Annotated in this window: 16 protein-coding genes; 3 read left to right on the plus strand and 13 right to left on the minus strand. The window is 62.3% G+C overall.

Going from position 1 to position 23,261, the window contains the following annotated elements; all coding sequences use genetic code 11:
• Positions 1-33 precede the first annotated feature (33 nt).
• Genes RGM2987_RS04590 through RGM2987_RS04605 form a run of 4 tightly spaced genes read right to left on the minus strand, consistent with a single transcriptional unit; the run spans position 34 to position 4,727 of the window.
• Entirely contained in the window at positions 34-525 is a 492-nt protein-coding gene (locus tag RGM2987_RS04590; RefSeq protein ID WP_245138918.1) for a GNAT family N-acetyltransferase, read from the minus strand.
• Between the two features lie 8 nt (positions 526-533).
• On the minus strand, positions 534-2,630 hold the full coding sequence (locus tag RGM2987_RS04595) for an efflux RND transporter periplasmic adaptor subunit (protein ID WP_245138919.1): 2,097 nt from the start codon (positions 2,628-2,630) through the stop codon (positions 534-536).
• 1 nt (position 2,631) lies between these two features.
• Positions 2,632-3,951 (minus strand): HlyD family efflux transporter periplasmic adaptor subunit, encoded by a 1,320-nt coding sequence (locus RGM2987_RS04600; protein WP_245138920.1) that lies wholly within the window; start codon positions 3,949-3,951, stop codon positions 2,632-2,634.
• Positions 3,948-4,727 carry an efflux RND transporter periplasmic adaptor subunit gene (locus RGM2987_RS04605; RefSeq protein ID WP_245138921.1) on the minus strand — a complete coding sequence of 260 codons (780 nt, stop codon included), beginning with the start codon at positions 4,725-4,727 and terminating at the stop codon, positions 3,948-3,950. Before RGM2987_RS04605 ends, RGM2987_RS04600 begins: the two co-directional genes overlap by 4 nt.
• 477 nt (positions 4,728-5,204) lie before the next feature.
• On the opposite strand from RGM2987_RS04605, the gene RGM2987_RS04610 reads away from it, so the two are divergent.
• Entirely contained in the window at positions 5,205-5,894 is a 690-nt protein-coding gene (locus tag RGM2987_RS04610; RefSeq protein ID WP_245138922.1) for an NYN domain-containing protein, read from the plus strand.
• Between the two features lie 41 nt (positions 5,895-5,935).
• On the opposite strand, the gene RGM2987_RS04615 is transcribed toward RGM2987_RS04610, so the two are convergent.
• Together RGM2987_RS04615 and RGM2987_RS04620 are read right to left on the minus strand one after the other, a co-directional pair.
• On the minus strand, positions 5,936-8,371 hold the full coding sequence (locus RGM2987_RS04615) for a PEP-utilizing enzyme (protein ID WP_245138923.1): 2,436 nt from the start codon (positions 8,369-8,371) through the stop codon (positions 5,936-5,938).
• A 9-nt stretch (positions 8,372-8,380) separates the two neighbouring features.
• Positions 8,381-8,836, minus strand: coding sequence for a cell division protein (locus RGM2987_RS04620; protein ID WP_245138924.1), 456 nt, complete (start codon positions 8,834-8,836; stop codon positions 8,381-8,383).
• Between the two features lie 407 nt (positions 8,837-9,243).
• Here RGM2987_RS04620 and RGM2987_RS04625 point away from each other — a divergent pair, with 407 nt between their 5' ends.
• A complete protein-coding gene (locus tag RGM2987_RS04625; protein ID WP_245138925.1) occupies positions 9,244-9,612 on the plus strand; it encodes a DUF6124 family protein in 369 nt (122 codons plus the stop codon).
• Positions 9,613-10,045: 433 nt separating this feature from the next.
• Here RGM2987_RS04625 and RGM2987_RS04630 read toward each other — a convergent pair whose 3' ends face one another.
• The 7 genes from RGM2987_RS04630 to RGM2987_RS04660 form a co-directional block, all read right to left on the minus strand.
• Positions 10,046-10,912 (minus strand): ABC transporter permease, encoded by an 867-nt coding sequence (locus tag RGM2987_RS04630; protein ID WP_245138926.1) that lies wholly within the window; start codon positions 10,910-10,912, stop codon positions 10,046-10,048.
• Between the two features lie 12 nt (positions 10,913-10,924).
• Positions 10,925-11,785, minus strand: coding sequence for an ABC transporter ATP-binding protein (locus tag RGM2987_RS04635; protein ID WP_245138927.1), 861 nt, complete (start codon positions 11,783-11,785; stop codon positions 10,925-10,927).
• A gap of 5 nt (positions 11,786-11,790) precedes the next feature.
• Positions 11,791-12,816: an ABC transporter substrate-binding protein gene (locus RGM2987_RS04640; RefSeq protein ID WP_245138928.1), complete on the minus strand. Its 1,026-nt coding sequence runs from the start codon at positions 12,814-12,816 to the stop codon at positions 11,791-11,793.
• Positions 12,817-12,853: 37 nt separating this feature from the next.
• Positions 12,854-13,756, minus strand: a complete 903-nt coding sequence (locus tag RGM2987_RS04645) for a TauD/TfdA family dioxygenase (RefSeq protein WP_245138929.1) — start codon at positions 13,754-13,756, stop codon at positions 12,854-12,856.
• A 429-nt stretch (positions 13,757-14,185) separates the two neighbouring features.
• Positions 14,186-15,553: an HlyD family type I secretion periplasmic adaptor subunit gene (locus RGM2987_RS04650; RefSeq protein ID WP_245138930.1), complete on the minus strand. Its 1,368-nt coding sequence runs from the start codon at positions 15,551-15,553 to the stop codon at positions 14,186-14,188.
• Complete coding sequence (locus RGM2987_RS04655) at positions 15,543-17,699, minus strand: type I secretion system permease/ATPase (RefSeq protein WP_245138931.1); 2,157 nt, start codon at positions 17,697-17,699, stop codon at positions 15,543-15,545. Before RGM2987_RS04655 ends, RGM2987_RS04650 begins: the two co-directional genes overlap by 11 nt.
• Before the next feature lie 37 nt (positions 17,700-17,736).
• Positions 17,737-19,086: a TolC family outer membrane protein gene (locus RGM2987_RS04660; protein WP_245138932.1), complete on the minus strand. Its 1,350-nt coding sequence runs from the start codon at positions 19,084-19,086 to the stop codon at positions 17,737-17,739.
• A 360-nt stretch (positions 19,087-19,446) separates the two neighbouring features.
• On the opposite strand from RGM2987_RS04660, the gene RGM2987_RS04665 reads away from it, so the two are divergent.
• A partial coding sequence (locus tag RGM2987_RS04665) for a retention module-containing protein (protein WP_245138933.1) occupies positions 19,447-23,261 on the plus strand: 3,815 nt, incomplete at its 3' end.

Raw genomic sequence — 23,261 nt, forward strand, 5'->3', positions numbered from 1 at the left:
CCCCCCCCGCTCCCACAGAAGCTAGTGTTTCTGTCAGTTGCCCTTCGGATACCAGACCAACCGCTCCGCCGCCAAGTTGCTTTCCTGCACTTCGAAGCCCAGCGCCAGGTAGTGCTGGCGGGCGTGGGGATTGCTGGCCCAGACCACGGTTGCCACCGGGCAGCGGATCTGTTGCGCGGCTTTCTGCACGCCCTGCAACACGGTCCGGCCATAACCCTGACCACGAGCCTGGGGAATGAACGCCAGGTACAGCACGCGGATTTCATTCGGGCCAAAATCAGTGCTCAGCGCACCAATGGCGGTGCCGAGTTTTTCCACGACGTAGTGCATGGCATTGGGGTATTGCTCTCCCAGGCCTTGCTCCTGCACGTGGAGCTGCTGGGCAACCAGCTGCTGTACCTGCTCGGGCTCGCCGTCGACCCATTGCAGGTCCGGCCGCGCCGCTTGATAAAGACTTTGCAAAAACGGCCCATCGCTGACCCGTGATGGGCGCACTACCAATCCGTCTGCCGCCACTGCTTGCATGTTCGCTCCTAGAACCCGCTTTCCCTCACACCCAACGCCGCCAACCGGCGCCAGGCCGCTCCCAATACCGACTCGCCCTGCCCCTGCAACACCACCACGCCTCGCAACGGTTGCACCGGCGCCGACGGCTCGTCGATGGCGCTCAAGCGCACGCCATATTGCGCCTGCACAGGTTCAGCCCGTTGCTGCGAATCGCGCCGTACCGCAATCGGTCCGTGGTGGTCGGAGGTCAACGCTTGCTGCTCGACCCAGGCCACGCCGTTGGTGTCGACCTCATCCAGCCGCACGGTAATGGAGGGATGCATCGGATCGTCGGCGATGAACCGGCCCGTGGCGCCAGCACCGACCCGCCACAGTTCAGCTTCGGTCAGGTAGCCGCGCAAGCGGGAGTCGGTCTGCACCACTCGCGCCAGCGCTTGCTCGGGTGACAACCAGCGACCGGGCACCAGCTCCGGCAACAGGTCCCGCACCTGGCCGGCGTGGGGCGCGCGCAATAACAGGCGTTCGCGCTGGGCCATCAGGCCGCGGAATTCGGCCACCGCTTCGGCCAGTTGCTGTTCGACGATGCCGGCGTCGGCTGCGGTTTCGCTGCGCCCGGCCTGGCGGCGCATCTGCAGCTGCTGGATCTCGATTTCCCGACGCACGATGGACAGGCGCGAGGCCATGTCCGGCGACTCCAGTTCGATCAGCACATCACCCTGGGCCACGCTCTGGCCGTCGTGCACGTTGACCTGTTTGACCCGCGCCGCGACCGGCGCATACAACGCACTGGCACGACCGGCCTCCAGCATGGCCGGCACTTCCACGGCGCTGCGCCAGGGCAGCAACAACGCCAAAACCAAAGCCAGCAACACCAAGGCGCTGAAAAGCACCCGCGGAGCGTAGGCCTGCTCGCGGCGGCTCCACCACTGTCGCCATTCATTCACGATGGGCATAAAGATGAACCAGACCAATTCCACCATCATCAGAAAAATGCCCAGCACCTTGAAGAACAGGTGATAGACCGCCAAGGCAATCCCGAAGAACAACGCCGCACGCCACAACCACGAGCCGTATCCCCACAGCAGCAAACGGCGACGCATCTTCGGCGACCAGGGTTCCGGCGCCGCCACGCCATAGCCGAACAAGGCTTCGCGCAGGCGCCAGCGACACAGGGCAAACGCGCGGCCCTGAAGGTTATCCACCGCCCAGAAATCACTGAGCAAAAAATACCCGTCAAAGCGCATGAACGGGTTCAGGTTGATCACCAGGGTGGTGATCCAGGTGGCGCTGGCCAGCATGAACGCTGCCGTGCGCGCCGGCCCGTCGGGCAACAGCGACCAGGCCAGCAAGGCGATGCACGCCAGCAACAGCTCCGCCAGGACGCCACCGGCGCCGATCAGTAACCGGGCCCTGCGATCATTGACCCGCCAGGCGTCGCTGACGTCGGTGTAGAACATCGGCAGCAACACCATGAACGCCACGCCCATGCTTTGCACACGGCAACCGGCCCGCTTGGCCATGAAGGCATGGCCGAACTCATGGCATAGCTTGGCGAAGAACAACGCCACCCCGAACGCCAGCGCACCACCGAGGCTGAACAGATGTGGAAACGTCGCCACGAACCGCTGCCAATCGCGCGACACCAGGAAAATACCCAGGCCCAACGTCAGCGGCATGCCGTAGCGCAGGAGGGCCGGACCGAATCGCGCCAGCCAGGGCCAGGCGCGGTTGAGAAACCCATCCGGTCGCCACAGCGGAATGCGGAAAAACAGGTACTGATGCAGCAGCACCTGCCACAGGCTCTGGCGCTGGGCGGCCAGCTTGAACTGATAGCTATCACGCTGTTGTGGGTCCGTCGCGCTGATCAGGTCATGCCCGCGTAAAAAGCCCAGCAGCTGCTCCAGCGACTCGCCATTGAGCGGCAGGCCCGGCTCGCGATTGGCCGCGTGCAGCACTTGTTGCGGGTCGCCCAGCGACCAATGCCGCAACATGCGCATCGCCGCCGCGCCGAGTTTGAAATAGCGGCCGCGCACCGGGTCGGCCAGGGTCCATTGGGGCGAGCCGTCCGGGTCCGGGGCTGCCGGCGACAATTGCAGGTCCGCCCGCAAGCTCGGCAGGTTCATGCTACAAACCTACACTCTGGCGCAGGCCAGCCAGTGGCCGACGCAACAGGTACAGCGCCAGCGGGGCGCGGTCGCCGAAAATCTTCGCCGTGCCCCTCAAGCCAATGCGCGGCGCCGCCGCGTCGAAACGCGCATCGAGCCGATACGCCAGTTGTCCGGCGGCGGTAGGTTGCGCTTCATAGGCCGACCGTTCGAGCCGGGCCAGGTGGCGCTGCAACGGATCGCTGTCGAGAAACAACGCCACCTGTGCTCCCGGGGCCAGGGCAATTGCATCGCCCACCGCCAGCTCGATACGCAACTCGGCCTGGTTCGGATCGGCGATTTCCATCAGCCGCTCGCCGGTCTGCACCGGCTTGCCGAGCCAGCGCTCGGCGTCGGCGAACACCGCAATGCCGTCACGTTCGGCGCGTACTTCGCTGCGCTTGAGCAGCTCGATCGCGTAGTTGCGCTCGGCACGTTTCTGCTCGACGCGGGCGGCCAGCAGGTCAATCTTCGAACTGGATTCGGCATCGGCAAACGCACGCTGGGCGTTGGCCTTGAGCTCCGCCTCGGCCACCCCCAACGCACGTTCGGCGACATCGGCCTGGGCCTTGAGGCTGGTGCTTTCGAAGCGCAGCAACAGGTCGCCGTTCTTGACGCCCTGGTTGGGCTTGACCAGGAAATCGGCGATCACGCCGTCCAACGGCGCCGCCACCACCTGCCCACCCAACGGCACCACCTCGGCGGGGGCCAGCACCGACTGGCGCACCGGGATCAGCAACCCCAGCAACAGCACCGCCACCAGCGCGACCTGGCGCTTACGCGTCCAGCGCAGGCGCCACGGTTTGCGCGGTTGCAGCGCCAGCCAGGCGTGGCTGTAGGTGCCGCCCAATTGCGACAACAGCACTTGCTCAGGCGGGGTCCACGGCAGGTCACGGGCCAGCCACAAACCACCGAACACCTGGCCCTGATGATCGATCAACGGCAGCCAGAACACCTGCCCCGCCGACAGGCTCTGCCAATCCGAACGGATCGATTCGCTCACCCCCTCGGCGGCAATCACCCGGGCCTGGTTCAACTGCCCCTGCTTGAACAACTGCGCCACCGCCTGCTCGACAAACGCCACGAACGGCGCATTCGGCTCGATGACGCTGACGCCGGTCACCGCCTGGACCTTGCCGGCAATCAGCAGCGCGGCGTGACGGAAGCCGAACAGCGCCTGGCCGTCGTTGACCAGGCTGTAGTTCAACTGCGCCGGCGTACGGGCAGCCCGCGTCTGGCGTTCAAGGTCAAGGAAGCGGGCAAACACCTGCTCGGCGCTGCCCATCACCGGGGCGTTCACTTGGTCTCCGCGAAACGCGCCGTACCGCTCATGCCCGAGAGCAGGCCACTGGCATCCGGCACGCTCGCCACCAACAACAGGGTCTGGCTGCCCTCATCGATACGTGCGCCCAGGCGCTTGACCGTCGCTTGCAACGGCTTGCCGGTTTCATCGGGAATGAAGGTGAAGGGTTGGCCGGGCTTGAGCCTGTCCATCCAGCGCGACGGCACCAGCAGATGGATCTCCAGGGTGCGGTTGTCGACCACATCCAACAACGGCGCACCGGCCGCCACGCTTTCATAGCGCTGGACCTTGCGTGCGACCACCTGCCCATCGAACGGCGCGATCACGCTGCAACGCTTGACCTGCACCTGGTACACCTGGGACTGCGCCTGCGTCTCACTGAGCCGCGCTTCGGCCCGCGAAACTTCGAAGCGCCCGACGGACTTCAACTGCGCCAGTTGCCGGTTGTGCGCCAGCTCTTCACCGGCACCGCGACTGGCCGCCTGGGCTGCATTGAGCTGGGCTTGATACGCGGAGCAGTCGAACCGCGCCAGGGTATCGCCCTTCTTGAACGACTCGCCCTCACTGAACGGCAATTCGACGATACGCCCGGCCAACTCACTGGCCAGCACCGCCTGGTCCCGCGCCCGCAGCACCCCACGCGCTGCATTGCCGCCCGCCGCATTGGCCGTGGCGTTATTTTGCAGCAATGGATCGTCTGCCACAGGCGTTTGCGCCTGGACGCCGCACGTTACAAAGGTCAATCCCACAACCCAACTACTCAAACGCCGCATGACCGTTACTCCCTGACGGATGGGCGGAGTCTACGACAGCGGTGGGGAGCGTCAAGGGCATTGCCTTGGGAAGTGAGAAATCTCTTGTTTCAAAAAGGCTGGATGAATGCTCAAAAGCACTGAATTTTTTGCCTAGGGGTATAGGGGAAAATTCCCACCAAGATTCAGGAAGATCCGCTCGTTCAAAACAGCAAAAAATGATGGACTATTTTTGACATTAAGCCCCTCCAACTGTTTTGAACGGCCGCCGTAATAATGGCTGACAAATTAGCTTGAAAGTGCCTTGACCCTTCACAGCGAGGCTGCGCAAAACTCAACTCGCCGGTGCTGATGCTTGCCCACCTGCTGTTGACGTAGTGTCAGCTCAGGCTTAGGATTCGCTCACTGCTCAACCTCGTACGCAGAGATTAAGTTCTCTGGCCGTTGGGGTGAAAACACCGGCTTCGGCCGGTTTTTTCGTTTCTGGGGGTTGAGTTTGTGCGCACTGCTTTTTTCGTTGACGGTTACAACGTTTTTTATGGATTGCTTGCGGGCACGCCTTATAAATGGTTGAACCTGGAGCAGTTACTAGCGCACATAGCGCGGGTCGAGAACCCGCTGAGCTCACTTGCCTCTGTGGAATACTTCACGTCCTCCGTAAAACCCGAGTTGGCGACGCGCGGAATCGCGTCCAAAGAGGCTCAAGACTCATATGTGCGTGCATTAAAGGCCAACAAAGTCATCGTTCATTACGGGCGCCATCAGCTGGAACGTGCCAATGCCCCCCGTTTTGTGAGCAGAGAAGTCGGGGCATCACGCCAAGACACGGTTGCTATCTGGAAACTGGAAGAAAAGGAAACCGACGTCCATATAGCGATCAGCATGTACCGCACGGCTTCCAGACAAGAAAAACTGCCATGGGACAAACGCATCGAGCAACTCGTACTGGTCTCTGGAGATACAGACATGGCTCCTGCACTTAGAGCCATTCGGGAGGATTTCCCTCACATGAAAATTGGCGTTGTGCTTCCCTACCGGAGCGGTTCCAGACGCTTGGCGCCCGGCTCTTTACAACAGCACGCCCACTGGATGCGCCGCGTCGTCACCTGTGAAGAACTCCAATCCTATCAATTCCCGAACCGAGTCCCCACTCACAAGGCCCCCGCCATCAAGCCGGATTACTGGTAACCCCAGCCTCCAGCTGATACATCGGCTCCAATCCCGGACCTTTACTCCACCAGCGTCAACTCGCCATCGTGATACAGCACCTCACGACCAACCCAGGCCACATCGACCTGGGGCAATACTGCCGAAGGCTTGCGCAGCTCACGCAACAGCGTCGAGCCATGGGACAGACGCCCGCCCATCCGCGCGATGACCGCCCGGGCGCTTTGATACTGGGCATGACGGCCAGGGTCGAGGGTCTCTTCCAACAGGATGTCTTCACCGAGGATGCCCTGGACCTGCCCCGGATAGATCAGGAAGCCGCTGGCCTGCTCGGTGCCCTCGCGGCCGTCCTGCCAGAAACTGCCGTCGCGGCTGCGCACGTCCGGGTGCGAGGCAAACCAGTGGGCCCGGTCGGCCTGCGGCATGGCGTGATGCAGGCGAAAGAAAATCCGCATCAGGTTGTCGCGATACCACTCGCGTACCTGCAAGTAATAACCACGCAAACCGGGCAGGCCGGCCGAGTGGGCCAGGCGCACCGCCAGGGGCCACCGGGGGAATGCCTGCAACGGCAGGTCGGTCGGCGCCGGTCGTAGTGTTGCCGGGTCGGTTTCCCAAGGCAACCGATGGGGTGCATTTTCAAGGTCGCCATACGCGGTCGGTGGCCGTCCCAGCCAGTCGCCGCCGCTGCTGGCGAGCGCGGTGGCGATGCACAGGTTGCCTTGCACCACAAACACGTAGAACCGGGTAAACCAGTCGGCCAGCTGTTGACCACCTGCGCCCTGCTCGCGAAGTTCGCACAGCTCGCGGTCGAAGCGCCGCAAACCGTGTTCCAAGGTCAATAGATGGCCGCGGGCACTGCGCTGCATGCGCAGGAACAACGGCAACGAACGGATCAGGCGCAGCCCTCGCCAAGGCAGATGCGGTGTGGCCCCGCCGACTTCACCGGCGTAGCTGCTGGCGCTGATGCCCCAGTCCGCCAGGCGCGCCAGGAACAGGTCGTTGTTGATGTACGAAGCTCCGCCGAACACGGCCGTGAACGGCTCGTTGTCCTGCAACACCCGCGTGTCCCAGCGCGCCATGATCGCCGGGATGCTCGCTGCCGCCCGCCGCTGGGCGTACTCCACCAGCACGCTGGGCTGCGGCGGCAGGATCTCGGCGATGTTGGCGGCGGTCAGGTGCCGGCGCCAGCCGTAGTCACTGATCGGTCGGTATTGCAACAGCCAGAGCTGCGTGCCGTCCCAGGCCCATTCGATGTCGCCGGGCACATAATGGAAGACCCGCAACACGCCTTGGAGAAAATCCCACAACCGTTCTGCCGTCAGTCCTTGGGCAGGCTGGAACTCGCCACTGCGCCATGCCGCACCGAGGCGGGAGAGAATGGCCCGCTGTGGACTCACCTGACCGTCGGCCAATGACTCGAGATGCCCTTCGACCCACTCCAGTTCCACCGACAGGTGCCGCGCAAAGGCGATGCCGGACAGCACCGGCGTGATAAACCGCTGCACCACCACCTCCTCGACGCCCATTGCGCTCAACTCGGCGATACGTTCCGACACGCTCGACGCCGGTACCCGCAGGTAGGTCGTGCTCAAACCGGCGTTCGCTGCATCGGCCTGATCTTCGCCGTAGCTGGATGAGCGCACCGCCCAGGTGGCGTCCGATTGGCTGTCGAGGAACGCAGGCAGGCGCGGATCCTGATCATCGTTGAGGGTCAGCGCCGGCGGCACCGCTTGCCCGGCCATTGCCGCCAGACGCAGGCGCCCGCCTTTGGTATGCGCAACGAACCCGCGCTCGCCCGACTCCAGCCAAGCGGCGAACTCGGCTGGCGCGTCGATCCATGGATAGTGACCCCAGCCGGGCTTCAAGCTGATAGTCAGATCCGCCCGCGCCAGAATCGCCGACCAGGCAGCGGCCTGCTCGATGCCCAGCACCTTGTCCTGATCGCCCCAGACCAGTTCGACCGGGTCGCTGATCCATTCCAGCAGCGGCAACGCGGTGTGCGCCCGCACCAGGTCCCAATGCGGCACGAACGCCCGGCAACGGGCATAGCCGGCGCCCATGCGCTGGTATTGCGCGGGTGTCCAGGTCTGGTTGGAGAACTTGCGGGCGAACAGCGTCGGCCTGTTCGCCAGCAACCAATGGATGGTCTTGCGAATCGGCCACGGCGACATCAGCGCCGGCAATCGCCGCTGCCACAAAAACGCGCCCACCGGCGCCAGCAACACACTGCGGCAGAAATGCCCCGGCTGACGCTGCAAGGCGTGCAGCACCAACAGCGCATTCACTCCCACCGCGGTGATCGCACTGCCTCTGGTGGTCGCCGCCAACAGGGCCTGGGCGTAAGCGGCGAGGTCCTCGCAAGGGGCATGAGGATGATTGCCGAAACCCGGCAATTCCAGCGGCACCACTTGGTAACGCTCGAAGAACGGCAGCACGTCGTCCCACCAATCGGCGGCGCTGCCATTGCCGGCCAGTAGGTACATCAGCGGCTTGCTCATGGGTGATCCTCAGGCCGGATCGCGACGGTCGTGGCGATAGAGCCAGAACAAGGGCGGCAACAGGACAAGCAGGGCGAAGCTGTCGAGCCACAGGTGCGACCAGACCCGCGCCTGGGCGGAAAACAGCATGTCCTGGGGCGCCCAGAGCACGATGCCGGCGATGATCCACGCCCAAGGCATGGGGCTTTTCAAGCGACTGCCGATATGGACGAGGGCAAGCATGTATAGCGAATAGCTTTGCAACGTCGCCCCGAACAACGCTACCCACCAGACCTGCTGCGCCCTGGCGGCTGCGGGCGCCATTTCGGAGCCCCAGAAAGCCTGTTCGAGCGTGAGCAGGTAATCATCGAGCAAACCCGAATGCCCCGCCCAGCTCAGCGTAAGGCCGGCCAGCAGATGCAGGATGGCGGCGGCATACAACCAGGTGATCAGGGCTTGGCGAAGAGAACTGGGAGGGGTTGGCATTCCGTGTCCTGATGGTTGTTTGAGGGTGGTGAGTCTAAAGGAAAAAACAGAAGCTTTAGTGGAGTCAATTGTGGCGGTGTGCTGTTCGTGTGAAGTAAGTCCTAGGAGATTTCCTTCAAGTTGTAGCGAAGTTGGTGAACTTGTCCGCCTTCGGGTCCACCGCTAGTCTGGGGTTGTCACTGAAAAACGGTGGCACGGACGTGCAAGTCCGGGTAAAACGGCAACGCACGCTGCTATCTGCCTTGATCAAGGCGCTCTTTATGGCAGTTGTGCGTGGGAGATTTTTCCGCAAGGAAGAATCTGCCGGGGTCCGTCTGCCCGGTCTTGCACACCTACGTACAACTGCCACCTCCTTTGCGTGCAAGCGAAAGGTGTCGGTTCCAACATTACAGGTGGAGATACACGACATGTTCAAAGTCACACCGAATCCGCCAGGGAATCCTGGCAGCGACTCCGATAAGTCTTCGAAATCCAAAAAACTCGACGAAGCCGCCGAACGCGTCCTCGACTACTACCTCAACCCCAAACCCGCCGAAACCTCGAACAAGAGCCAAACTGCCCACCTGTTCATGGTCGCCCCCGACATCGACACCGAAACCCTGCTGGCCAACGCCTCCGAAGACCTGCTGTCCATCAGCGCCATCGCCGCCGACCTGGCCGATGATGTCGACGGTTCACGCCGCAGCGTGATCCTGGCAATCAGCCGTATGGCCGATGGCGTGCACCTGCTGGTGGAGCGAGCGATGGATCGACTCGAGGCCCAGGCGCCGGCCTGACACTCCTGCGGTGAATTGACGAGCGCCTTCGCGAGCAAGCCCGCTCCCACAATTGATTGGTGAGATCTGGATATCCGGCTCGACACTGATCTGTGTGGGAGCGGGCTTGCTCGCGAAAGCGGTGTGTCAATTGATGAAGCTGCCGCTGACGCACCGCCATCGCGAGCAGGCTCGCTCCCACAGGGGGACGGGTATAGTCGCGAATGTAACTATCGACACAAAACCAGTGTGGGAGCGAGCCTGCTCGCGATAGGGCCAGACACCTCTTACCCCGTGGCGAGGGAGCTTGCTCCCGCTGGCCTGCGCAGCAGGCCCTTGCATCTCCAGGCAAACCCCATGGCCGGTTTTGCGACTGCTGCGCAGCCGAGCGGGAGCAAGCTCCCTCGCCATGGGTTTCTCTCAACTTTTACTCAGTAGCAAGACAGTTCAACCATCAACGCTGCATCCCCCAGCGCTTCACGGTCACCCGCTCCAGACTGTCGAACACCAGGTTCTCCACCAACAACCCAATCAGAATCACCACCGCCAACCCGGCGAAGACTTTGTCGGTGTACAGCTCGTTGCGGTTCTGGAAGATGTACCAACCCAACCCACCCTTGCCACTGGTGGCGCCGAACACCAGCTCGGCGGCGATCAGGGTTCGCCAGGCGAAGGCCCAGCCGATTTTCAGCCCGGCGAGGATCGATGGCAGCGCCGCCGGAATCAGGATGAACAGCACAAAGCGTAACCCTCTGAGCCCATAGTTGCGCCCGGCCATGCGCAACGTGTCGGACACGCCGAGAAAACCTGCATACATGTTCAACGCCAACGCCCACAACACCGAATGCACCAGCACGAAAATCAGGCTGTTCTGCCCCAGCCCAAACCACAGCAGCGCCAACGGCAGCAGGGCAATGGCCGGCAGTGGGTTGAACATCGAAGTCAGGGTGCTGAGCAGGTCGCGGCCCAACTGCGTCGACACCGCCAGCGTGGTCAGCCCGAACGCCAGCACGATGCCCAGCAGATAGCCCTTGAGCAGCACCACCAGGGAAATCCACACCTTGTCCAGAAGCTCGCCGCTGAGCAGACCGTCGTACAACGCACTGGCGGTTTGCAGGAAACCGGGCAGCAGCAGGTCGTTGTTCTGGTAGCGGGCCACGGCTTCCCACAACACCGCCAGCAACAACAGAATCAGGCTCTTGCGCAACCAACCCTGTTGCCAGAGCCGTTGGCCGAGCGGCAGTTCGCGCTCCAGCGGCACCTGGGTCAGCGGTTGCAGGTCAATTTCGTATTCTTCGCGCACGGGCGATAACTGGCTCATGAAACGCTCCCCTCAGTACGCAATGCGAATGTCGGCGAAATCCAGCTCACGCTCGCTGTCCGGCGACTGGCCCTCATTGAACAGCAACCGATGAATCCGTTGCGCCGTCTGCTGAAACGCCACGCCACCCAGGCTGTGCAAGTCGTATTGATGGCTGTGGATCTCCGCCCGCACCCGCCCCGGATGCGGCGACAGCAGCAGGATGCGATTGCCCACCACCAGGGCCTCTTCGATGGAATGGGTGACGAACAGCAACGTGAAGCGCACCTCCTCCCACAGCAGCAGCAATTCTTCCTGCATCTTGCGTCGGGTCAGGGCATCGAGGGCGGCGAAGGGCTCGTCCATCAGCAGGATTTTCGGTTGCATCGCCAGCGCCCGGGCAATGGCGACACGGGCTTTCATGCCGCCGGACAAGGTGTGGGGATAGGCATCGGCAAACGCCGCCAGCCCGACCTTGTCCAAGTAATGCAACGCCCGCTCTTCGGCCTCACGTCGCTTGAGGGTGTGGGACGCCAACAGGGCGAACATCACGTTCTGCTTGACGGTCTTCCAGGGCGGCAACTGGTCGAACTCCTGGAACACCACGATCCGGTCCGGTCCCGGTCCATTGACCGCTTGCCCTTGCAAACGGATCTGGCCTTCGCACGGCGCGATGAAACCGCCGATGGCCTTGAGCAGCGTGGACTTGCCGCAACCGGACGGGCCGAGCAGGACAAACCGGTCCGCCGGGTCGACGTCGAAACTCACCCGGTGCGTGGCCCGCACCACGCGCTGCGGGGTGCGGTACTCCAGGCTGACGTTATCCACCGACAACAGCGCCGTATCGGTGGCAATGGGATTGCTGGCCGCGTGGCCTTGCAAAGGCGCGTTCATGACCATCAGCTCCCTTGCAACGGTTTGGCGTCCTGGAAGAAATAATCCTGCCACGACGCCGGCTTGTTCTTGATCGCACCGACGCGGTAGAGGAATTCGGCCAGCGGGTAGGTGTTCTTCGGCGTGACGGTGAATTCAATCTGTGGGTTGTCGATGATCTTCAGCAACGTTGCCCGGTCGATCTTGGCCTTGGTCACCCGCAGGTAGGTATCGGCCGCCGCGCCCTTGTCCTTCTGGGCGAACTCGGCCGCTTCGGTCAACGCCTCGACGAAGGCCTTGTAGGTCTTCGGGTTTTCCTCGCGGAATTTCTCGGTGGCAAACAGCACCGTGGGCGAGTTTGGCCCAAGCACATCATAGGAATTGAGCACCACATGGACGTTGGGGTTCTCCAGGGCCTGGTCCTGGAACGGTGGGTTGGAAAAATGCCCGGTCAACTCCGTGCCGCCGGCAAGCAACGCGGCCGTGGCGTCCGGGTGCGGCACCGCCAGGGTGTACTTGTCGAGGCGGTTGAACTCCTTGTCGCCCCATTGCTTGGCGGCGGCGTATTGCAGGAATCGCGACTGCACCGAAACGCCCACCGCCGGCACCGCGATACGGTCCTTGTCGGTGAAATCGGCAATGGTCTTGACCTGGGGATTGTTGCTCAGCAGGTAATAGGGGAAGTTGCCCAGGGATGCCACGGCCTTGACGTTCTGCTTATCGCGGGTGCGATCCCAGATCGTCAGTAACGGCCCGACGCCGGCACTGGCGATGTCAATGGAGCCCGAAAGCAGCGCATCGTTGACCGCCGCGCCACCGGACAACTGGGTCCAATCGACCTTGATCTCGATCCCTTCTTGCTTGCCGTACTTCTCGATCAACTGCTGGTCGCGAACCACGTTCAGCAGCAGGTAAACGATGCCGAACTGTTCGGCGATGCGAATCTCGCCCTCGGCCTGGGCGCTCGGCGGCGCGACCAGGCTGCCGGCCAACAGGCTGAACCCTAGGCCGATGGCGGCGGCCAACGGTGCGAAAGCAATGCGTTTGGACATGATGAATCTCCGGGCTCTGTGCGCGAGGCGCAGCCGATCAGAAAGGGGCGTCGCCCTGGATGGTGGTGCGATACAGCTTGCGGCGCAGATGACTCGGGCAGCCGGCCGCCAGGTGGATCAATGAGCGGTTGTCCCAGAACACCAGGTCGTGGGGCTGCCATTGATGGCGGTAGATGTTTTGCGGCAGCACGCTGTGGGCGTACAGCTCGGCCAGCAGCGCCTGGCTTTCGTCTTCCGGCAGGCCAACGATGCGGGTGGTGAAACCCTCGCTGACAAACAGAGCCTTGCGCCCGGTTTCCGGATGAGTGCGCACGATCGGATGCACGACTTCGGCGACCTGGGCCAACTGCTCCGGGGTCAGCGTCGGGCGCCAGTTGCCTTCGAATTTGGTCTCGCTGTAGCGCGCCGTGTAGGAGTGCGCAGCCGAACGGCCTTCGACCGATTTGCGTAGCGCTTCGGGCAGGCCATCCCAGGCTTTGTGCATGTCGGCAAACAACGTGTCGCCGCCTTCGCTCGGCAGTTCCTGGGCGTGAAGCATCGAGCCGAGGCTGGGCAGTTCTTTATAGGAAAGATCGGAATGCCAGAACTTGCCGGCGTCCCCCAGGCCGATGGATTGGCCGTTTTCGATGATGTTGGAAACGATGAGGATTTCCGGATGCCCGGTCAGCAGGAATTGCTTGAGCACGTGGATCTGCAACACGCCGAAGCGACGACTGAAGGCGATCTGCTGTTGGGGGGTGATGCGCTGGTCGCGAAACACCACCACGTGGTAATCCAGGTGAGCGCGGTGAATGCGGGCAAAGTCCCGGTCGTTGAGCGGCCGGGACAAGTCCAGCCCAACGATCTCAGCACCCACGGCGCCGTTGAACGGACGGATTTCAAAGGATTGCGACGCGATGTTGGCGGCGCTTGGATCCGGAGAATAAGAGACGGCTGGCATACATCACTCCCACGCACGGCACGTCTCATATAGACGCGCCTCGATCAAAACTCACGGGTGAACCGTGTTGGTTTGTGTCGTGCGGCGCGCCGATTGGTCGGCAGGTACGCAGGGGGACGACTTTAAAGGTATAAGAAATTTAATTTAAATATCGTTAGTGAATAACGATATAGAAAATTGCGTACCCGCAAGTGTTTGCGGGATTACGCACAAGGGTGGGCGCAACCGTGGCGAGGGAGCTTGCTCCCGATGGGTCGCGCAGCGGCCCCCAAAAGCGATGAGCGCTTCGCACTCAAGCGGGAGCAAGCTCCCTCGCCACAAAAAAGCCCTCAGACCCTCAGACCCTCAGACCCTCAGCCCCTCAGCCCTTCAAACCCTGAAGCCCTGAAGCCCTGAAGCCCTGAAGCCCTGAAGCCAGGCCATGGGGCACTAACGCTCATGCAACGCCTCGGCCCGGGCCTTGATGATCGGTTTGAGCAAGTAACTGAGCACGGTTTTCTTGCCGGTGATGATGTCCACCGAAGCCACCATGCCGGGGATGATCAGCAGCGGCTTGTCATCGGTGCCCAGATGGCTGCGCTCGGTGCGCAGCTTGATGATGTAGTAAGTGGTCTTCTTGTCTTCATCGGTGATGGTGTCGGCGCCGATCTGTTCCAGCTTGGCTTTCAAACCGCCATAGATGGTGTAGTCGTACGCGGTGAATTTCACCGTGGCGTCCTGGCCCGGGTGCAGGAAGGCGATGTCCTGGGGACGGATTTTCGCTTCCACCAGCAGGGTGTCGTCCAGCGGCACGATTTCCACCAGGTCGCTGCCGGGCTGGATGACCCCGCCGATGGTGTTGACCAGCATCTTGTTGACGATCCCGCGTACCGGCGATGTCACCAGGGTCCGGCTCACCCGATCTTCCAGCGCCTTGCCGGTGGCCTGGGCCTTGTTCAGGTCGGTGCGCGCCTCGTTGAGCTGGGTCAGCGCCTCGCTGCGGAACTTGCCGCGGGTCTCGTCGATCTTGCGCTGCACTTCCTTGATCGCCGATTCGGCGCGGGGAATCGCCAGGGTCGTGGCGTCCAGTTGCCCACGGGTTTCGACTTCGGCACGCTTGAGCCGCAGCACTTCCACCGGCGAGACCGCGCCCTGGGCCACCAGCGGCTCGGACATGTTGATTTCCTGGCGTTGCAACGCCAGGCCGGCACGGTACTGTGCCTGCTTGGAAATAAACTCGCGCAGTTCCTGCTGGCGCTGGATCAACTGCTCCTGCAACCCGCCGATTTCATCGTGCAATTGCTGGCGGCGGCTGATGTACAGCGACTCCTCACTGGCCGCCTGGCCCGGCACGGCCTTGATCACATCGGCCGGGAAATTCAACGGTCGGTCATCCACCTCGGCACTCAGGCGCTCGACCCGCAACAGCATGGACAGACGATCGGCCTCGGTCTCCCCGACGTTGGAGACAAACCGCGTGTCGTCCAGGCGAATCAACGGCGCGCCCGCTTCGACGATCTGCCCTTCCTTGACGAACAGCTCGGCGACGATACCGCCTTCCAGGTTCTGGATTTTCTGGATCTTGGACGATGGAATCGCCTTGCCGTCACCCTTGGTCACTTCATCGACCACGGCGAAGTTGGCCCACAGCAACAGGAACACGAAGAACCCGATGATGCCCCAGATCGTCAGGCGCACCACCCGCGGGGCGTCTTCGATCAAGGCCTTGTTGACCTCGGGCAGCGGTTGCCCGTGCAGCGAGGCAGAGCCTTTGAAGTAGCGGCCGATGGAGTCCTTGAAACCCGACTTAAGCAACACTGATCTGCCCCTTCTTCAACGCTTCCATGACGGCCGCTTTCGGGCCATCGGCCAGGACCTGCCCGCGGTCGATCACCAGCAGGCGGTCCACCAGCGACAGCAACGACGCCCGGTGCGTCACCAGCAGCACCGTCTTGTTTTCCACCACGGCGGCCAGGCGCTGCTTCAAGCGTTCCTCACCGGTGTTGTCCATGGCGCTGGTGGGTTCGTCCAACAGCAGGATCGGTGGGTTGAGCAACAGTGCACGGGCCAGGGCGACGTTCTGCCGCTGACCACCGGACAGGTTCTGCCCGCGCTCGCCGACTTGCAGTTCATAGCCCTGCGGATGCAGGCGGGCGAACTCATGCACACCGGCCAGCTCGGCGGCCTGGAGCACCAGCTCATCCTCGACGTAACGCGCGCCCGAAGTCAGGTTGTCGCGCAGGGTGCCGGCCAGCAGTTGGATGTCCTGGGGCACGTAGCCAATGTTGTAGCGCAGTTCGCTGACGTCGATCTGGCGGATGTCCACGCCGTCCACCAGCAAGGCGCCATCGTCCGGCTGGTAGAGTCCCACCAGCAACTTGGCGAGGGAACTCTTGCCCGAGCCGCTGCGGCCGATGATGCCGATCTTCTCGCCCGGCTTGATCACCAGGTTGATGTTCTTCAGCGCGGGGTTCTGCTGGTTCGGGTAGGTGAAATTCAACTGGCGGCATTCAATGGCGCCCTGCAAGACCTTGCGACTCAGCGGGCGCTCTTCGAAATTGCGCTCCTGGGGCAGCTCCATCATCTGGTCGACCGAGGTCATGGTCACCCGCGCCTGCTGGTAGCGGGTCAGCAGGCCCGACAGCGACGCCAACGGGCTGAGGGCACGGCCGCTGAGCATGTAGCAGGCAATCAGCCCGCCCATGCTCAGGTTGCCGGCGATGATCTGGTACACGCCGAAGATGATCATGATCACGCCGGCCAGTTGCTGGATCAGCAAGGTGATGTTCATCGCCAGGCCGGACAGCATTTTCACCCGCAGTTCGAGGCGGCTGAGGGTGCCGATGGTCTGCTCCCACTGGTACTGGCGCTCGCTCTCGGCGTTGTTGACCTTCACCGCATCCAGGCCGGCCAGGGTTTCGATCAGGCTGGACTGGCGCTCGGCGCCCAGGGCCATGGTCCGTTCCATGGTCGCCACCAACGGTTTTTGCAAGGCATAGCCGATCAACAGGGCAATCGGGAACGCCAGCACCGGGATCCAGACCAGGTGCCCGCCAAGGATCGCGATGACCATGAAGATCAGCAACGTGAACGGCAGGTCGATCAGGCTGGTGAGCGTCAGCGAGGCGAGGAAGTCGCGCAGGCTCTGGAACTCGTGAATGTTCTGGGCGAAGCTGCCGACCCGCGCCGGGCGGTACTTCATGGCCATGCCGACGATGCGTTCGAACAGCGTCGCCGAGATGATCAGGTCGGTTTTCTTGCCGGCCAGGTCCAGGCACAAGCTGCGCAGCATCTTGAGGACCAGGTCGAACAGGTAGGCGCCGGTGATGCCGATCGCCAACACCCACAAGGTGGACTCGGCCTGGTTTGGCACCACGCGGTCGTAGACGTTCATCACGAACAGCGGCGCGGCCATGGCGATGATATTGATCAGCAGGCTCGCTGCAATCGCGTCGGCGTACAGCCAACGGGAACGCTTTAGCGTGTCGCGGAACCACGAACGCGCCCGAGGAATCAGGGTGCCGTGGTTCACGTCAAATTTATGCTGTGGTTGAGCGAAGAACACCTTGCCACTGTAGTCATCGGCTAGCAACGCGCGACTGACGGTCACCTCGCCGCCATCGCTTTCGCTGAGCAGCAGCCGCGCCTGGTCGTCACCAACCCAGCCCAGCAGCACGGCGCTGCGGCCGTCCTTGAGCAACAACAGGGCCGGCATGGCAATGGTCGGAATCTGCTCGAGTTTGCGTTGCAGCACCCGCCCCTGCAAACCGGCTCGGGCCGCCGCGCGCGACAATAACTCGACGCTTAGCCGCTGCTTGGGCAGCGGCAGGCCAGTGGTGAGCATCGCCGCGCTGGCCGGCTTCTGATGCAGCATGCAGAGCGCCAACAACCCGTCGAGCAACGGGTCGTCGTGCAGCGTGCGCGGATCATGGACTAGTTCGACTCGACTGACTTCTGATTCCACGCTCGGCACTCTTTACTGATCAAACTGGATGGATGACTCAATTCATCCCAGGCAACTGGACCTTGGGTTTCACATCATTCTGCACAACCGATGCCAACGGCGCGACTACCCCCTGACTTTTCAGCAACTGGCCCATGGTCGCCTTGATCCGGTACTGGGTGAACAGCTGCACGTTCTTGATTTCCGCCAGGCGGCGGGAGGCGGTGAACAGCTCGTTTTCGCTGTCGAGCAGGTCCAGCAGGGTCCGCTCGCCGAGGCTGAACTGGCGCTGGTAGGCGGTGCGCACGCTGGTGCTGTGATCGACGTATTGCTGGGCAATCGGCACCTGGGCGTTGGCGTTGTTCAAGGCGTTCCAGGCCAGGCCCAGCTCTTCGTTCAGCTGGCGCAGGGCGTTGTTGCGGATGTCCAGCGCCTGGTTGGACAGGTACGACTTGGACTCCAGGTCCGCTTTGTTGCTACCACCGGCGTACAGGTTGAAACGCATGCGCAGCATGGCTTGCCATTCGTTGTTGTGGCCGTTCTGGCCGTCCAGGTCGTTGTCGGCGGTGCGGCCCAGCTCGGCGTCGAAACGTGGGTAGAAGCTCGACTTGGCGGCCTCGTACTGCTTCTCGGTGGCAACGATGTCGGCTTCGGCCGAACGCAGCACTGGGCTGTTTTCCAGCATCTGGGCGCGGGCTTCGTTCAGGTTGGCCGGCAACAGCGCCATAAAATCGGCGGGACGTTCCAGTTGGTCGGGCAACTGGCCCACGGCGCTGAGGTAGTTGGTCTCGGCGTCGGCCAGGTTGGTTTGCTCGGTGATCAGATTGTTGCGGGCCTGGGCCATGCGTGCTTCGGCCTGGTCCAGGTCGGCGCCGCTGCCCACGCCACGGCTGGTGCGCAGCTTGATCTGATCGAAGATGCGCTCGTGGCTCTTGAGGTTTTCCTCAGCCAGACGCACGAATTCGCGACGGGTCAGCACGTCCAGGTAAACCTGGGCCACCGTCAAGCCGGTGCGCTCAGAGGTATCCAACAAGGAAAAGGCACGGGCGTTGACGGTGGCTTGTTGACGCCCCACTTCGCTGGACGTCGCAAAACCGTCAAAAACCATTTGCGTCAGGCGCAGGCTCGACTCGCTACGGTTCAGGGTTTCCCAGTGGTTGTTGCCGCCCGAACGGGTGGTGACGCTGTCGGTGCCTTCACGGCCGTATCCGGCTGCGAGGTCCACTCTAGGCAGGTAGCCGCCCTTGGCTGCCTTCAATTGATAGTCGGCTGCCAGTCGGCTATTCACGCCGGCCTGAATCTCAGGATGAACATCCAACGCCTGTTGCATGGCCTGCGGCAAGGTTTGTGCTTGTACGAAACTGGCGGCGAGGGCGAAGGGTAGAGCCATGAACAAGTGCGAACGCATGATGTTATTTCTTCCTGAAACTCTTGTCGTGGATCACAGCGAAACGTGGCGCTGCATCGGATGATGGCAACCGGAATGACCGTATGTCGGAAAGTTCGAAACTGGGGCTGAATCACGCACCGAAAGAACAGGTCGCCGCTTAAATATCAATGTGACATTACCCTGCCGATTGTTTAGGATGGCCGGCAGAAGGTCAATAGTTTGGCAGAAACAAAATACCCTTGAAATTCAGCCAAAAAATTGACAGTTAAATGGCGTCAAATTAACCCCCACTCGTGAAATAAAGAACGTCCAGACCGCTGCCACGCTTGGCTGCGGGTCCATGGAAGTTTACTGAGCGTTGCACCCGGAGAGTCTTCAATGAGCAGTGTTATTGCCGTTGTCAAAAGCATTGTTGGTCAGGTTTTCGTCGTATCCCCCGAGGGCATTCGGCGCGTACTCATTGAAGGCGATCGCCTGTCCACGGGCGACCAGTTGGACACCGGCCCTGCCGGCTCCGTCACATTGGAGCTGGCCGATGGCCGCACCCTGGACCTGGGCCGCGACACCCAGTGGAGCGCCAATGCCCCGGACTCTTCCACCGATATCGAGCAGGCCACTGCCCAGGCCGCGCCGTCGGTAGAGGAACTGCAACAAGCCATCGCCGCGGGTGCCGACCCGACGACAACCATGGAAGCCACCGCCGCTGGCGCGACAGCCGCGGGTACCGGGGGCGCCGCAGGTGGCGGCCATAGCTTCGTGGCGTTGGACGCCACCGCTGGCAGCGTCGACCCGACCATCGGCTTCCCAACCGAAGGCCTGACTGCAGCTGCGGCAAACGACACTGACATTACCGGCCTGGACGTCAACACCAATACGACCGCCAATGCCGTGCTCAACGCGACACTGAGCTTGACCGCCACCCCGACCCTGACCGAGGCCGGCGGCGTATTGGTTTACACCGCGACCGTCACCCAGGCACCCCAGACCGCACTGACCGTGACCCTGTCCAATGGCGCCGTGATCGTCATTCCAGCAGGACAAACCACCGGCACCGTCAACGTACCGCTGGCGCCGAACGACACGGTCTATAACGACCCGACCCAGATCAGCGTGACCGTCACCGGGGCCACTGGCGGCACCGGCATTGCCGTGACCCTGCCCACTACCCCGGCCGTGACCCAGATCACCGACACCATCGACACCACCAACGTCACCCTGACGTCGGACAATACGGTGACCGAAGGCGGCCAGATCACTTACACCGCGACGCTGACCAATCCGGCTCAGACGCCGGTGACTGTGACACTGAGCAATGGCGCGGTCATCACCATCGCGGCGGGCCAGACCACCGGCACTGTTGCCGTTGATACCCCGACCAACGATGTCTACAACAACGGCAGCACCGTTAGTACGACTATTACTGGTGCGACTGGCGGTAACTTCGAAAACCTGGTGCCGAGCACTACGCCTGCGGTCACCACAATTGCTGACTCGGTTGATAGCACTGGCCTGACTTTAACCGCCAGCAACACCATCACCGAAGGTGGGCAGATCACCTACACCGCGACCCTGACCAATCCGGCTCAGACGCCGGTGACCGTGACGTTGAGCAACGGCGCTGTCATCACCATCGCGGCTGGTCAAACCACCGGCACCGTGGCTGTAGATACGCCCGCCAATGACGTTTACAACAACGGCGGCACTGTTAGCACCACCATCACTGGTGCTACGGGCGGCAACTTTGAAAATCTGGTGCCGAGCACCACACCGGCAGTGACCACAATCACCGATTCGGTCGACAACACTGGCCTGACTTTAACCGCCAGCAACACCATCACTGAAGGCGGTCAGATCACCTACACCGCCACCTTGACCAACCCGGCTCAGACGCCGGTGACCGTGACCTTGAGCAACGGCTCGGTCATCACCATCGCGGCTGGTCAAACGACTGGCACCGTGGTCGTCGATACCCCGGCCAATGACGTTTACAACAATGGCAGCACCGTCAGCACCACCATCACCGGTACCACCGGCGGCAACTTCGAGAACCTGGTGCCGAGCACCACGCCGGCGGTCACCACGATCACCGACTCGGTGGACAACACTGGCCTGACCTTGACCGCCAGCGACACCATCACCGAAGGCGGCCAGATTACCTACACCGCGACGCTGACCAATGCCGCTCAAACTCCGGTCACCGTGACCCTGAGCAATGGCGCGGTGATCAACATCGCAGCCGGTCAAACCACCGGCACCGTCAATGTTGATACGCCGGCCAACGATGTCTACAACAATGGCAGCACCGTCAGCACCGTCAGCACCACCATCACCGGTGCCACCGGCGGCAACTTTGAAAATCTGGTGCCGAGCACCACACCGGCTGTTACGACCATCACTGATTCGGTCGATAACACCGGTCTGACACTGACCGCTAGCGACACCATCACCGAAGGCGGCCAGATTACCTACACCGCGACGCTGACCAATGCCGCTCAAACTCCGGTCACCGTGACCCTGAGCAATGGCTCGGTCATCACCATCGCGGCTGGTCAAACGACTGGCACCGTGGTCGTCGATACCCCGGCCAACGACGTTTACACCAACGGCAGCACCGTCAGCACCACCATTACTGGTGCCACCGGCGGTAACTTCGAAAGTCTGGTGCCAAGCACCACGCCTGCGGTCACCACGATCACCGACTCGGTGGACAACACCGGCCTGACCCTGACCGCCAGCGACACCATCACCGAAGGCGGGCAGATCACCTACACCGCGACGCTGACCAATGCTGCTCAAACTCCGGTCACTGTGACCCTGAGCAATGGCTCGGTCATTACCATCGCGGCGGGCCAGACCACCGGCACTGTTGCCGTTGATACCCCGGCCAACGATGTCTACAACAACGGCAGCACCGTCAGCACCACCATCACCGGTGCCACCGGCGGTAACTTTGAGAACCTGGTGCCGAGCACCACGCCTGCGGTCACCACGATCACCGACTCGATGGACAACACTGGCCTGACCTTGACCGCCAGCGACACCATCACCGAAGGCGGCCAGATCACCTACACCGCGACGCTGACCAATCCAGCCCAGACACCGGTGACTGTGACCTTGAGCAATGGCTCGGTCATCACCATCGCTGCCGGTCAAACGACTGGCACCGTGGCCGTGGATACCCCGGCCAATGACGTCTACAACAACGGCAGCACCGTCAGCACCACCATTACCGGTGCCACTGGCGGCAATTTCGAGAACCTGGTGCCGAGCACCACGCCGGCGGTCACGACCATCACTGATTCGGTCGACAACACCGGCCTGACCTTGACCGCCAGCGACACCATCACCGAAGGCGGTCAGATCACTTATACCGCGACGCTGACCAACGCCGCTCAAACTCCGGTCACTGTGACCCTGAGCAACGGTTCGGTCATCACCATCGCTGCCGGTCAAACGACTGGCACCGTGGTCGTCGATACCCCGGCCAACGACGTTTACAACAATGGCAGCACCGTCAGCACCACCATCACCGGTGCCACCGGCGGCAACTTCGAGAACCTGGGGCCGAGCACCCCCCCTGCGGTCACCACGATCACCGACTCGGTGGACAACACTGGCCTGACCTTGACCGCCAGCGACACCATCACCGAAGGCGGCCAGATCACCTACACCGCGACGCTGACCAATGCTGCTCAAACTCCGGTCACCGTGACCTTGAGCAATGGCGCGGTAATCAACATTGCAGCCGGTCAAACCACCGGCACTGTTGCCGTCGATACCCCGGCCAACGACGTCTACAACAACGGCAGCACCGTCAGCACCACCATCACCGGTGCAACCGGCGGTAACTTCGAGAACCTGGTGCCGAGCACTACGCCTGCGGTCACCACGATTACCGACTCGGTAGAAAACACCGGCCTGACGCTGACCGCCAGCGACACCATCACTGAAGGTGGCCAGATCACCTACACCGCGACGCTGACCAATGCTGCTCAAACTCCGGTCACTGTGACCCTGAGCAATGGGGCGGTGATCAACATCGCAGCCGGTCAAACCACCGGCACCATCAATGTTGATACGCCGGCCAACGATGTCTACAACAATGGCAGCACCGTCAGCACCACCATCACCGGTGCCACCGGCGGCAACTTCGAGAACCTGGTGCCGAGCACCACCCCTGCGGTCACCACGAT

Source organism: Pseudomonas sp. RGM2987 (assembly GCF_022952855.1).
Lineage (GTDB): Bacteria > Pseudomonadota > Gammaproteobacteria > Pseudomonadales > Pseudomonadaceae > Aquipseudomonas.